The organism is Rhodococcus sp. 21391, assembly GCF_016772255.1.
In the GTDB taxonomy this organism is placed as follows: Bacteria; Actinomycetota; Actinomycetes; order Mycobacteriales; family Mycobacteriaceae; genus Rhodococcus_F; species Rhodococcus_F opacus.
Genome location: NZ_CP063781.1, coordinates 3,851,511 through 3,863,942 on the forward strand (window position 1 = coordinate 3,851,511; position 12,432 = coordinate 3,863,942).

At 68.4% G+C, this 12,432-nt stretch carries 12 protein-coding genes and 1 pseudogene; 7 read left to right on the forward strand and 6 right to left on the reverse strand.

The features are described 5' to 3' along the window. Positions 1-184 precede the first annotated feature (184 nt). The 4 genes and pseudogenes from cofD to GO592_RS18050 all read left to right on the forward strand — a co-directional run. Complete coding sequence (cofD, locus tag GO592_RS18035) at positions 185-1,174, forward strand: 2-phospho-L-lactate transferase (protein WP_202714901.1); 990 nt, start codon at positions 185-187, stop codon at positions 1,172-1,174. After that, on the forward strand, positions 1,171-2,535 hold the full coding sequence (locus GO592_RS18040; RefSeq protein ID WP_172650467.1) for a coenzyme F420-0:L-glutamate ligase: 1,365 nt from the start codon (positions 1,171-1,173) through the stop codon (positions 2,533-2,535). Before cofD ends, GO592_RS18040 begins: the two co-directional genes overlap by 4 nt. 10 nt (positions 2,536-2,545) lie before the next feature. Next, positions 2,546-3,094 (forward strand): NUDIX hydrolase, encoded by a 549-nt coding sequence (locus GO592_RS18045; RefSeq protein ID WP_005240029.1) that lies wholly within the window; start codon positions 2,546-2,548, stop codon positions 3,092-3,094. A 474-nt stretch (positions 3,095-3,568) separates the two neighbouring features. Further along, positions 3,569-4,321, forward strand: a pseudogene (locus GO592_RS18050) (RNA-guided endonuclease InsQ/TnpB family protein); the annotation flags it as partial. A 90-nt stretch (positions 4,322-4,411) separates the two neighbouring features. Here GO592_RS18050 and GO592_RS18055 read toward each other — a convergent pair. Genes GO592_RS18055 through rfbD form a run of 3 tightly spaced genes read right to left on the reverse strand, consistent with a single transcriptional unit; the run spans position 4,412 to position 7,263 of the window. After that, positions 4,412-5,491, reverse strand: a complete 1,080-nt coding sequence (locus GO592_RS18055) for a sugar phosphate nucleotidyltransferase (protein WP_172650466.1) — start codon at positions 5,489-5,491, stop codon at positions 4,412-4,414. Next, on the reverse strand, positions 5,481-6,380 hold the full coding sequence (locus GO592_RS18060) for a glycosyltransferase family 2 protein (RefSeq protein WP_172650465.1): 900 nt from the start codon (positions 6,378-6,380) through the stop codon (positions 5,481-5,483). The genes GO592_RS18055 and GO592_RS18060 overlap by 11 nt, the downstream gene beginning before the upstream one ends. Before the next feature lie 34 nt (positions 6,381-6,414). Next, the gene (gene rfbD, locus GO592_RS18065) at positions 6,415-7,263 is read right to left on the reverse strand and encodes a dTDP-4-dehydrorhamnose reductase (protein ID WP_202714902.1); all 849 of its coding nucleotides are present in this window, start codon (positions 7,261-7,263) and stop codon (positions 6,415-6,417) included. A gap of 68 nt (positions 7,264-7,331) precedes the next feature. Between rfbD and GO592_RS18070 the strand changes: the two genes are divergently transcribed. Together GO592_RS18070 and GO592_RS18075 are read left to right on the forward strand one after the other, a co-directional pair. Beyond that, the gene (locus GO592_RS18070) at positions 7,332-8,861 is read left to right on the forward strand and encodes an LCP family protein (RefSeq protein WP_443218430.1); all 1,530 of its coding nucleotides are present in this window, start codon (positions 7,332-7,334) and stop codon (positions 8,859-8,861) included. A gap of 23 nt (positions 8,862-8,884) precedes the next feature. Beyond that, complete coding sequence (locus GO592_RS18075) at positions 8,885-9,604, forward strand: TIGR03089 family protein (RefSeq protein WP_202714903.1); 720 nt, start codon at positions 8,885-8,887, stop codon at positions 9,602-9,604. On the opposite strand, the gene GO592_RS18080 is transcribed toward GO592_RS18075, so the two are convergent. From GO592_RS18080 to GO592_RS18090, 3 genes are read right to left on the reverse strand one after another with little or no spacing between them, the layout of a single operon-like run. Then, positions 9,589-9,945, reverse strand: coding sequence for a hypothetical protein (locus GO592_RS18080; protein ID WP_172652246.1), 357 nt, complete (start codon positions 9,943-9,945; stop codon positions 9,589-9,591). The genes GO592_RS18075 and GO592_RS18080 overlap by 16 nt on opposite strands. Before the next feature lie 37 nt (positions 9,946-9,982). Continuing rightward, positions 9,983-10,510 carry a 5-(carboxyamino)imidazole ribonucleotide mutase gene (purE, locus tag GO592_RS18085; RefSeq protein ID WP_005563291.1) on the reverse strand — a complete coding sequence of 176 codons (528 nt, stop codon included), beginning with the start codon at positions 10,508-10,510 and terminating at the stop codon, positions 9,983-9,985. Beyond that, positions 10,494-11,753 (reverse strand): 5-(carboxyamino)imidazole ribonucleotide synthase, encoded by a 1,260-nt coding sequence (locus GO592_RS18090; RefSeq protein ID WP_202714904.1) that lies wholly within the window; start codon positions 11,751-11,753, stop codon positions 10,494-10,496. The genes purE and GO592_RS18090 overlap by 17 nt, the downstream gene beginning before the upstream one ends. A 130-nt stretch (positions 11,754-11,883) precedes the next feature. On the opposite strand from GO592_RS18090, the gene GO592_RS18095 reads away from it, so the two are divergent. Then, positions 11,884-12,429 (forward strand): GtrA family protein, encoded by a 546-nt coding sequence (locus GO592_RS18095; RefSeq protein WP_037179117.1) that lies wholly within the window; start codon positions 11,884-11,886, stop codon positions 12,427-12,429. The last annotated feature ends 3 nt before the right edge of the window (positions 12,430-12,432 follow it).

Genomic DNA, 12,432 nt, shown 5'->3' on the forward strand with positions numbered 1-12,432 from the left:
TCGAATTGATCCCCGCTGCAAGTGATTCCACGCCCACAACGTCGGAATGACATATTTGTGATTAGACACGCCCAGCGTGTCGCGGTCAAGCTAACCGTCGAAAGTCGATTACTATTTCGCGCTCTCGATTCGCTTCGGGGAAGCAGCTCACAGGAGGCGGTCGGCCACCGCCTAGGCTTGCACCGTGAACGTGACTGTATTGGTTGGCGGGGTGGGCGGGGCCCGGTTCCTGCAAGGTGTGCGGAGGTTGCTCGGGGCCGATGCGCCCGGTCGTGCGGGCGCCGATTCCGGCCATTCCATCACCGCTGTCGTCAATGTCGGCGACGACGTGTGGATGCACGGACTTCGGATCTGCCCGGACCTGGACACCTGCATGTACACCCTCGGCGACGGCATCGACACCGAGCGTGGGTGGGGGCATGCCGGTGAAACCTGGAACGCCAAGGCCGAACTCGCCGCCTATGGTGCGAAACCGGATTGGTTCGGGCTCGGTGACCGGGACATCGCCACGCATCTGATCCGCACGCAGATGCTGCGGACGGGGTATCCGTTGTCGGCGGTGACCGAGGCGTTGTGCAACCGGTGGCAGCCGGGTGTGACGCTGCTGCCGGTGACCGACGATCGTAGTGAAACTCACGTCGTGATCACCGATCCCGAGGACGGGGAGCAGCGGGCGATCCACTTCCAGGAGTGGTGGGTGCGGTACCGCGCCCAGGTCCCGACGCACAGCTTCGCGCACATCGGCGCCGAGCAGGCCGCCCCGGCGCCGGGGGTGCTCGAGGCGATCGAGACGGCCGACATCGTGCTGCTGGCACCGTCGAATCCGGTGGTCAGTGTGGGGGCGATCCTGGCGGTGCCGGGGATCCGCGGTGCGTTGCGCACCACCGCGGCGAAGGTGGTCGGGATCTCGCCGATCATCGGCGGAAAACCGTTGCGGGGCATGGCCGACGAATGCCTCGACGTGATCGGCGTGGACACCTCCGCGGAGGCGATCGGCCGCTGGTACGGGGCCCGGTCCGGGACCGGGATCCTCGACGGCTGGCTGGTCCACGACACCGACACCGCCGAGGTTCCCGGGGTGGAGGTGGCCCGGGTGCCGCTGATCATGTCCGACCCCGACGCCACCGCCGCGATGGTGCGGGCGGCGCTGGACGTGGCGGGGGTGGCGCTGTGAGCGACGCCACCGGTTCCGCCCGGCTCGATCACGCCCCGGGCGGTGCGCTCGAGATCCGCCCGGTGATCGGTCTGCCCGAGTTCCGGCCCGGCGACGACCTGGCGGCGGCGATCGTTGCGGCCGCGCCGTGGCTCGCCGAAGGGGACGTGCTGGTGGTCACCAGCAAGGTGTTCTCGAAGGTCGAGGGCCGGATCGTGTCCTCCCCGACCGACCCGGAGGAACGCGATGCCGCCCGGCGGCGGCTGGTCGAGCAGGAAGCGGTCCGGATCGTGGCCCGCAAGGGCCGGACCCTGATCACCGAGAACCGGCTCGGGATCGTGCAGGCCGCGTCGGGCATCGACGGCTCGAACGTGGCGGGCTCCGAACTGGCGTTGCTGCCGGAGGATCCCGATGCCAGCGCCCGTACCCTGCGGGATGCGATCGAGGTGGCGCTCGGGGTGCGGGTGGCGGTGGTGGTCACCGACACCATGGGCCGGGCGTGGCGCAACGGCCAGATCGACGCCGCGATCGGCGCGGTCGGGCTACCGGTGTTGCACGGGTACGCCGGGTCCCGCGACAGTCAGGGCAACGAACTGGTGGTGACGGAGGTGGCGGTCGCCGACGAGATCGCCGCGGCGGGGGATCTGGTGAAGGGCAAACTCGGCGGGGTACCGGTCGCGGTCATGCGTGGTCTGGATCTGGTCGACGACGGTTCGCGGGCACAGGATCTGATCCGGCGTGGCGCCGAGGACCTGTTCTGGCTCGGCACCGCCGAATCGGTCGAGCTGGGCCGGGCGGAGGCGTTGCTGCTGCGCCGCTCGGTCCGCCAGTTCTCGACCGACCCGGTCGATCCGGATGCGGTGCGGGCGTCGATCGCGGACGCCCTGACCGCGCCCGCACCGCACCACACCCGACCGGTCCGGTTCGTGTGGGTCCGCACCCGCACCCTCCGAGACGCCCTGCTGACCCGGATGCGGGAGCAGTGGCGCACCGACCTGGCCGCCGACGGGATGGGCGCGGACGCGGTGGCGGCGCGGGTGGCCCGCGGCAACATTTTGTTCGACGCACCGGAGGTGATCATCCCGTTCTGCGTCCCCGACGGCGCCCACACCTACCCCGACAAGCGCCGGCAGGCGGCGGAGTCGACGATGTTCACCGTCGCGGTCGGCGCCGCGGTGCAGGGGCTGCTGGTGTCGTTGGCCACCAAGGGAATCGGCAGTTGCTGGATCGGGTCGACGATCTTCGCCGCCGACATCGTCCGCAGCACCCTCGACCTCCCCGCCGACTGGCAACCGCTCGGAGCGGTCGCCGTCGGCCACCCCCTTCAACCACTCACACCCCGACACGCCGCCGACCCCGGCGACGCCCTGATCGAGAGATGACCCACGCGCAATGAGCGCCGAATCACTACACCGCACCGCGACCGCCGCGCTCGAGGGCTGGAAAACGCTCGACGAGAACGACGAATCGTTGCGCCACACCATGCTCGCGTTCCTCGCGTCGGCGCCGCTCGGGTGCCTGCGGGAGCACGCACCCGGACACATCACGGCGTCGTCCCTCGTCCTGGACGAGGGAGGATGTCACGTGCTTCTGACCCTGCATCCCCGGGTCGGCCGGTGGATCCAATTGGGCGGGCACTGCGAGCCTTCCGACGAGACCGTCGTCGACGCCGCGCTGCGGGAGGCGTGCGAGGAATCGGGAATTCCCGACCTCCGGATCGATCCCGACCTGCTGTCGGCGCACACCCACCCGATCACGTGCTCACTCGGACAACCCACCCGGCACCTGGATCTCCGGTTCCTCGTCCGCGCGCGTCCCGACGCCCACATCGTGCGCAGCTCCGAATCCACGGATCTCCGCTGGTGGCCGGTGGACGCACTGCCGCCGAACGCGGAGAAGTCCACGATCGACCAGCTCGTGCACCTGGCCGGACTGCGCTAGGGGCGCTGTTCCGACGTCGGGCGTTTCGCCGAGATACGGTCGCCGGAGGATGTTCCCCAGTTCGCCGGGTCGGCGTAGCCGAGATCCCCCGAACGGGCCGCAAGTTGCTCGGCAACCCGATCCGATCATCCGCGTAATCCGTTGGGACGACTCGTGTCCGGATCGCCGATCCCTCCGTAAACGAATCGTCCAGCGCCACTTAGCGTGTGAGAACCGTGCGTCACTTCACCAGCGCTACGGCGGAAGCCGGGCTCTTCATGGCCGGAGGTGCCGATCAGAGTTGCGTGGTAAAGCCGGGACTGCACGACTCCCCCGGGATCAGGGCTGTTTCTGGTTGGTGATGTATGGGGCGACGTTTGATAGCGGGGTCTCTCCGGCGGAGGCAGCGAAATATGATGGTGGCGAAGAGTGACTGCAGAGGTTTGCCCTGGTGTGGTCGGGGAATTGCTGTCGCGGATGCCGTGCCGAGACACCCGACTCAAAGCGGTGCGGTACGTGTGCGCGCCGTGGCAGCGTGCACTCCTGGAACACCGTTGTGGTGAGACAGATCTCGTGTTCCGCGACAACATGTGGTTCCTCCACGCGACTGTCGACGTCCCGGCACCCGAACCGGTAGTGGTCGAGGAGTTCCTCGGCGTGGACCTGGGGATCGTGAACCTCGCGGTCACCTCCGATGACACCGCTGCGTCGGCGGACTGGTCCGGTGGGGCGGTCACCGCACGCCGCGGCAAGTACACGCGGACACGGCGGACCTTGCAGAAGGTCGGGTCGAAGTCGGCGAAGCGGAAGCTGCGACGGCGTCGCGAGAAGGAGCATCGGTACGCCACCGATATCAACCATCAGATTTCGAAGACCATTGTTGCTCAGGCGCAACGCACCGGTCGCGGAATCGTCCTGGAAGACCTTTCTGGGATCCGCAAGCGGGTACGGCTGGCCAAGGCACAGCGGCAACAACTGCACTCGTGGGCGTATGCACAGTTGCGGGACTTCGTCACCTACAAAGCCGCGTCGGTGGGTGTCCCTGTGGAGGTCATTAACCCGCGGAACACCTCGCGGACGTGCTACCCGTGCGGGCACGTCGACAAGGCGAACCGGATCACACAGGATCGGTTTGTGTGCCGGGTGTGTGGACATGTCGATCAGGCAGATCACAATGCCGCGTTGAACATCGCCTACCTGGGGTACGTGAAGTACATGACCACGACGCACGGCTATTGGGCCGCCTAATCAACCGGCCTACAGTCGGCGCGCACCTGACAGCCAGTCGGGGACGCGACTGGCAAACCCGGCCCTTCAGGGCTGGGGTACGTTGATCTCTCACACGTCCGTGCTGAACCGGACCCCGCCGTCGGGCAACGTCACTCCCGGCCACACCCGGGCGCCGCGCAGGAGTTCGCATCGGGCGCCGATGTCGGCCCCGTCACCGATCACCGCGTCACGCACCAGAGCCCGCGGCCCGATGCGTGCGCCGAAACCGATGATGGACCGTTCGACGGTCGCTCCGGCCTCGACCACGGCGCCGTCGAACAGCACCGCGCCGTCGAGTCGTGCGCCCGCACCCACCTCGGCGCCGCGACCGACGACGGTTCCGCCGATCAGCAGCGCACCCGGGGCGACACCCGCACCCGGGTGGACGAGCGATTCGCCGCGGGGCCCGTCGAGCGCAGGCGACGGTGCGATGCCGCGCACCAGGTCCGCGGAACCGCGCACGAAGTCCTCGGGGGTGCCCATATCGCGCCAGTACGAGGAGTCGACGTGTCCGTAGACGCGGGCGTCCTCGGCCAGCAGCGACGGGAACACCTCGCGCTCCACCGACACCGCGCGTCCCTCGGGGATCCGTTCGATGATCTCGCGCTTGAAGACGTAGCAGCCGGCGTTGATCTGGTCGGTCGGCGGGTCCTGCGTCTTCTCGAGGAACGCGGTCACCCGGCCGTCCGCGTCGGTCGGCACGCAGCCGAACGCCCGCGGATCCCCCACCCGCACGAGGTGCAGGGTGACGTCGGCGTCCCGGTTCCGGTGGGTGTCGAGGATCGCGCCCAGGTCGGTGCCGCCGAGGACGTCGCCGTTGAAGACCATGGCGTGGTCACCACGCAGCTTCGGCAGAACGTTGCGGATGCCGCCACCGGTACCGAGCGGCTCGGTCTCGGTGACGTAGTCGATCTCGAGTCCCAGCTTCGAGCCGTCGCCGAAGTACTCCTCGAAGACCTCCGCCTTGAAGGATGTGCCGAGGACCACGTGCTTGATCCCGGCCGCCCCGATCCGCGCGAGCAGATGCTGGAGGAACGGCAGACCCGCCGTGGGCAGCATGGGCTTGGGCGCCGACAACGTCAGCGGGCGAAGCCTCGTTCCCTTACCGCCGACCAGCACCACTGCATCGGTCGTCTTCTCAATTGCCATGAGTCGTTCCCCCCTCATTCTGGTTCGTGCGTCGTTCCCGGACTGCGGCAGCCACGGCGATCTTCGACCGCACTGCCAATCCTCCCCGAAGTGCCCACCGCAGCGGCGCCTGCCACCAGTGGGGATGACGATCGGCCTGGAACCGGTACGCGCTCTGATGGTGAGCGGGCAGCATCAGTTCCGGATGCTTGCCCGCGGCGTGCCCCTTCGCGTGGGTGACCTCGGCGGAGGGCACGTACACGTTGAGCCACCCGGCCTTGCCCAGACGGTCGCCGAGGTCGACGTCCTCCATGTACATGAAGTAGCGGGAATCGAAGCCGTTGATCGAGTCGAAGGCCGCTCGCCGCATCAGCAGGCACGAACCGGACAACCATCCGACCGACCGCTCGCTGACCGTCTCGTTCTCCTGGCGGTAGCCGGCAGTCCACGGGTTGGACGGCCACACGGTGCCCAGAATCGCGTGCCCTGCCCCCGACACGAGGTCGGGCACCTGGCGCGCCGACGGGTAGATGCTCCCGTCGGGTTCCAGAACGAGAGGTCCGAGCGCCCCCGCTCGCGGCCAGCGCTCGGCGGCCGCGAGGAGTACGTCGATCGATCCGGGCGCCCAGCGAACATCCGGATTGGCGATGACGACGAATTCGATCTCTTCGTCGATCTCCGCCACAGCCCTGTTGATGGCACCGCCGTAGCCGATGTTCCCGCCGGTGCGCAGCAGGCGCACGTGGTCGTGCGCCGCGTCCGCGGCCTCGGGGGCGCCGTCCGTCGATCCGTTGTCGGCCATCACGACCTGCGGATCTTCTTTCGTCGCCTCGGCGAGAGTGCCCAGGAATTGCTCCAGATGCTCACCTGGCGAAAAGGTCACCGTCACCACGGCCAGCTTCGAACTCACGCGGGCAAGCGTAGCCGTTGAGAGAGGGTCCGCCTCACACAGCTGCATGCAGGGCGGCATGCAACGCGTCTCGCCACGGCCGCAATGGGGTCAGCCCTGCGTCGGCCCAGGCGCGACCGGACAGCACCGAGAACGCCGGTCGAGGGGCGGGCCGCACGAACTGGGCACTCGTGCACGGCCGCACTCGCTGCGGGTCCGCGCCTGCTTCCTCGAACACGGCGCGCGCGAGGTCGAACCAACTCGCCCGGCCCGAATTGGTGGCGTGCAGCACCGGCGCGTCGACGTCGCTGCGACCGGCGAGTTCGAGCAGCGCGCCGGCCAGGTCGCCGGCGAATGTGGGCGAGCCCACCTGATCGTCCACGACGTCGACCGTGTCACGTGCGCGCTCGAGCCGGAGCATGGTGGAGACGAAGTCGGAGCCGACCCCGGTGTAGACCCATGCGGTGCGCACGACATGGGCGGACGGAAGCGCCGCGTGGACGGCGCGTTCGCCGGCGAGCTTGGTGCGTCCGTAGGCAGTCGCCGGACCGGTCGGGGCGTCCACCTCGTACGGCGTGTCACCCTGCCCGGCAAAGACGTAGTCGGTGGAGACGTGGATCAGCCGGGCACCCACCCGGGCGCACGCCGCCGCCAGGTTGGCAGGCCCCAGCTCGTTCACCGCCAAGGCGGTGTCCTCATCCGACTCCGCAGCGTCGACCGCCGTGTACGCGGCACAGTTGATCACCACTGATCCACCCTCGACGTGCGCATTCACCGCGGCGGCGTCGGTGATGTCGAGCTCGTCCGACCCCACACCCCGGGCCGGGATTCCGGTCGCCTCGGCTCGCCGGAGAAGGTGCCTGCCCAGCTGTCCCCGGGCGCCGGTCACAAGGATGTTCGTCACGGGGGTCAGTCTGGCACGCCGATCGACGCCTCCCTGCTCCCGGCGCGTCGACCAGTAGCCTGGTTTCCGTGTCACACGAGCAACCCGCACCAGACGCACCCCCGAGCACGGCTCGGCGGCCGATTCACATCGCTGTGGCGGTGCTGTCGGTGCTCGCCCTCGTCGTGACTGGATTCGCCTGGCGGAGCATCGACTCGCTGCGCAACAATCTGGCAACCGCGGGCGGTCTGGGACTCGGCGGAAGCGCCGACGGCGCCGTCGACATCCTCATGGTCGGAACCGACAGCCGTACCGACGCCCACGGCAACCCCCTGTCCCAGGACGAACTCGACTCGCTGCGGGCCGGCGAAGAAGTGGCGTCCAACACCGACACCATCGTCCTCATCCGCGTTCCTAACGACGGAAGCTCCGCCACCGCCATCTCCATCCCCCGCGACTCCTACGTCGACGTGCCGGGCATCGGCATGTCGAAGATCAACGCCGCGTACGGCGCCACCAAGGAGACCGAGCGGCTCCAACTCGTCGAGGACGGAGCCACCGACGAGGAAGCCGAGGAGGAGTCGACGAAGGCCGGCCGTGAGGCGCTCATCCGATCGGTGGCCGATCTCACCGGGATCACCGTCGACCACTACGCCGAGGTCGGGCTGCTCGGGTTCGTCCTCCTCACCAACGCCGTCGGCGGCGTCGACGTCTGCCTCAACGAACCGGTGGACGAGGACATGTCCGGCGCGCACTTCCCCGCCGGTGAGCAGACGTTGAAGGGTGCGGACGCACTGAGCTTCGTGCGTCAGCGCCACGACCTCCCGCGCGGCGACCTCGACCGCATCGTGCGTCAGCAGGTGTTCATGGCATCGCTCGTCGGCAAGGTGCTGTCCGCGAAGACTCTCAGCGACCCGGGCAAACTGAACGAACTCAGCGGCGCCGTGCAACGCTCGGTCGTGCTCGACGACGACTGGGACATCATCGAATTCGCCACCCAACTGCAGGACCTCGCCGGCGGCAAGGTGCAGTTCGAGACGATTCCGGTCGCGGATCTCAACGGCATGACCGACTACGGCGAGTCCATCGTCGAGGTCAAGCCGAAGGACGTGAAGAAGTACGTGGCCGGTCTCGTCGGCGAGGAACCCACCGACTCGGAAGACACCACCACGTCCGAGACCCCGAAGATCGACGCCTCGACCGTCACCGTCGACGTCGCGAATGCCAGCGACGTCGGGGGCCTCGCGAACGGCGTCGCCGACGCCCTGACGTCGCTCGGCTACGGCCAGGGTGAGGTCGGCAACTACACGGGCGCGTCGGTGAGCGAGACCACCGTCTTCGCGCACTCCGCGGACGACGACAGCGCCAAGGCGGTCGCCGCAGCACTCGGCGGACTCCCCACCGACACCGACGCGACACTGCCCGAAGGCTCGGTGCGGGTGGTGCTGTCGAGTGACTACCAGGGCCCGACGTCCGCCGAGACAACCAGCACCACCACGTCATCCGAGTCGTCGGAGACAGGCCTCGAGCCCGCGTCCACGGCCGGGACGCCCCCCACCCCGGCACCGCCCGGCCCGCCCATCGATGCCGGCTCGTCGGGCCCGCGTTGTGTGAACTAGAAAACGAGAGACGGATCGTGTCCATGAACCATGCGTCCCGCACGCTGACCGACGCCCTGCTCGACCCCATCCTGAAGAACGACCCGGCCGGACCCCGCGTCACGTTCTACGACGACGCCACCGGCGAACGGGTCGAACTCTCGGCCCTCACGCTCGCCAACTGGGCGGCCAAGACCGCCAACCTGCTGCGTGACGAATTCGGCGTCGAGCCCGGCGCCCGCGTCGCGGTGCTCCTTCCCGCGCACTGGCAGACCGCCGCGGTTCTGCTCGGCACATGGTGGGCAGGCGCCGAAGTCGTCCTCGAAGCCGATGCGGACGCCGAAATCGCACTCGTCTCGGCCCAGCACCTGGGCGACGTCGAGGACGTCCCCGAGGTAGCGGCGCTGTCGCTGGACGCGTTCGGCAGGCCCGTCCCCGACCTCCCCGTCGGCATCACCGACTACGCCACGTCCGTGCGCGTCCACGGCGACCAGTTCCGGCCGACGGTCGCCGGACCCGCACTGGCGGGCAAGAGCGTCGACGACGTTCTCGCCGCAGCGCTCGTCTCCGCCGAATCGCAGGGGATCACCGGTACCGACCGGGTGCTGTCCGAAGAGGCGTGGGACTCCCCCGACGCCCTGATCGACGGTCTGGTGGCCGTCTTCGCGGCCGGAGCGTCACTCGTGCAGGTCACCAACGCCGACGACGCAGCCCGGTCGAGGCGCATGGACACCGAGAAGATCACCCGTCAGCTCTCCCGGTAGCCGCCGTCCGCGAGGCCCGCGGCGATCTCGAACCTGTTCCGGGAACCGCGGTGCCGCAACTCCTCGAACAGGTACCGCAGCGCGAAGGTCCACCCGTACGCAGCCCACTGGTCGGCGTGGACCGCTTCGTGTCGCACGAGCGCTCTCGCCGGATCCCGGCCGGTGAGAAATGCGCCGCCGATCGTCGTCCCGCTGCGCGCGTACCCACCCCGCATCCGGCTGCACACGAAGATGCCGTACTCGGCGTCGAACGTGATGCGGGCGCCCCACAGCCGGGCATACATCAACGCGAGCCGTGTGATCGCCGCGGACTGGGGGTTCCCCCGCGACGCGCGGATCATCGGCACACCGCGGCTGCGTTTCACGGGCGCAGGATACTCAGCCCAGCAGCTTGTCGCGCAGTGCCTTGTCCTTGTCCAGGACCATCTTCTCGAGCCCGTCCTGGAACGCGACCATCTGCTGCTGCAGGGCGGGGTCGGAGGCGCCGAGGATGCGGACGGCGAGCAGACCGGCGTTGCGGGCGCCGCCGATGGACACGGTCGCGACGGGGACGCCTGCGGGCATCTGCACGATCGAGAGCAGCGAGTCCATGCCGTCGAGGTATTTCAGCGGGACGGGCACACCGATGACGGGCAGTGGGGTGGCCGACGCGACCATGCCCGGTAGGTGGGCGGCGCCCCCGGCGCCGGCGATGATCACCTGGATGCCACGGCCGGCCGCGTCCTTCGCGTAGTCGAGCATGCGCTGCGGTGTGCGGTGCGCGGAGACGACACCGACCTCGAAGCGCACACCGAACTCGGCGAGCGCCTCCGCGGCGGCCTCCATGGTGGGCCAGTCGGAGTCGCTGCCCATGATGAGCCCGACCTGTGCGCCCTGCCGTGCTGCCGTGTCACTCACCGTGTACATCCCATCCGTCGGTCCATTCAGCGTGCGAGAGCCAGTGCGCGGCGCGCTCGGCGCGCTCGCGCACCCGCGCCACGTATTCGGGGTCGTCGATCGAGCCGGGTCCGCCGACGATGTTCACGTGGCCGATCTTCCGGTCCTCGCGTTCACCCTTGCCGTACAGGTGAATCTTCGCGTCGGGCATCCGGGCGAAGAGGTGGTGGACGCGTTCGTCCATGCTCATCTCGGGGGCGGTCGGCGCACCGAGCACGTTCGCCATCACCGTGATCGGCGCGAGCGGTGCGGTGTCGCCGAGCGGGTAGTCGAGGACGGCGCGCAGGTGCTGCTCGAACTGGGAGGTGCGGGCACCGTCCATGGTCCAGTGGCCGGAGTTGTGCGGGCGCATCGCGAGTTCGTTGACGACGAGCGCGCCGTCGGTGGTTTCGAACAGTTCGACGGCCATCGCGCCGACCACACCGAGTTCGGAAGCGATGCGGAGCGCCAGTTCCTCGGCAGCCTCGGCGACCGAGTCGGGCAGTGCGGGGGCGGGGGCGAGGACGACGGCGCACTGCCCGTGGCGTTGCACCGTCTCCACGACGGGCCACGTGGCGCCCTGGCCGAACGGCGACCGCGCCACCATCGCGGAGAGCTCCCGCCGCATCTCGACCTTCTCCTCGACGATGAGGGAGACACCCTTGTCGAGTTGCTGGGTGACGATGCGCTCGGCTTCGTCGGAATCGTCGGTGATCCACACGCCGCGACCGTCGTATCCGCCGCGGACGGCCTTGATCACGACCGGCCATCCGTGTTCGACGCCGAACTTGACGACGTCCTCGGCCCAGGTCACCTCGGCGTACGCCGGAACGGGTGCGCCGAGTTCCGCGAGCTTTCGGCGCATCGCCAGCTTGTCCTGCGCGTAGATGAGCGCGGTCGGCGGCGGTTGCACGTTGACACCCTCGGCGACCAGCATGTCGAGATGCTCGGTCGGCACGTGCTCGTGGTCGAAGGTCAGCGCGTGCGACCCGACCGCGGCCCTGCGGAGCGCGTCGAGGTCGGTGTGGCTGCCGAGGACGACGTCGGGGCTCACCTGCGCCGCGGGTTCGTCGGCGGTGCCGGAGAGCACCCGCAGGGTCTGGCCGAGCGCAATCGCGGCCTGGTGGGTCATCCGCGCGAGTTGGCCGCCACCGATCATCGTCACGACGGGTTGCCCGGCGGTCAGATCGCGGGGTGTCGTGGGACGCGGTGTGGAGTCAGAGTTGCCGGTCACGGGTCACTAGTTTGTCACGTCCGGCGCGAGGTTCCGCCGCCGAGGTGCCGGACCGCAGTTTCTGTGATTCTCCTGATGATCTCGCCGCCAATTGGTGGTATTCGGTCGGACTTTCGTAAACTCATCCGTTGTGTCATTTGTCGACGGCGTCCTAGCACGCGTTCCCCAGCCTTTTCGGGCTCTCGCGTTGCGGCATCACGAACTGATCAAGTTCGCGATTGTGGGCGGCACCACCATGATCTTCGACCTCGCGATCTTCTATTCACTGAGCCTGACGATCCTCGAAGAGAAGCCCGTAGTCGCAAAAGTTCTGTCCGGAATTCTCGCGACCGTCCTGAGCTACATTCTCAACCGCGAATGGTCGTTCAAGAACCGTGGTGGGCGTGAACGACACCACGAGGCCCTGCTGTTCTTCACGATCAGCGGGATCGGCGTGCTCCTCGCCGCCGCGCCCCTCTGGATCGCCAACAACGTGTTCGACATCCGTGCCAGCCAGGAGAACCTGACCACGCTGGTGGTCGTCGACTTCGTGCTCAACTACATCATCGGAAACCTGCTGCAGATGGTGTTCCGCTTCTGGGCACTCCGCCGGTTCGCCTTCCCCGACGAGAACGTGCACATCATCGATCCGGATCTCGTCGACGAGGCCGTCGAGGAAGAGTTCGGCCACTCCTGATCG

What these genes read in the sequence shown, in the direction of transcription:
- GO592_RS18045 (WP_005240029.1), top strand. Translation starts at nt 2,546, where the DNA reads ATGAGCGCCGAATCACTACACCGCACCGCGACCGCCGCGCTCGAGGGC.
- GO592_RS18055 (WP_172650466.1), bottom strand. Translation starts at nt 5,491, where the DNA reads ATGGCAATTGAGAAGACGACCGATGCAGTGGTGCTGGTCGGCGGTAAG.
- GO592_RS18075 (WP_202714903.1), top strand. Translation starts at nt 8,885, where the DNA reads ATGAACCATGCGTCCCGCACGCTGACCGACGCCCTGCTCGACCCCATC.
- GO592_RS18080 (WP_172652246.1), bottom strand. Translation starts at nt 9,945, where the DNA reads ATGATCCGCGCGTCGCGGGGGAACCCCCAGTCCGCGGCGATCACACGG.
- purE (WP_005563291.1), bottom strand. Translation starts at nt 10,510, where the DNA reads ATGTACACGGTGAGTGACACGGCAGCACGGCAGGGCGCACAGGTCGGG.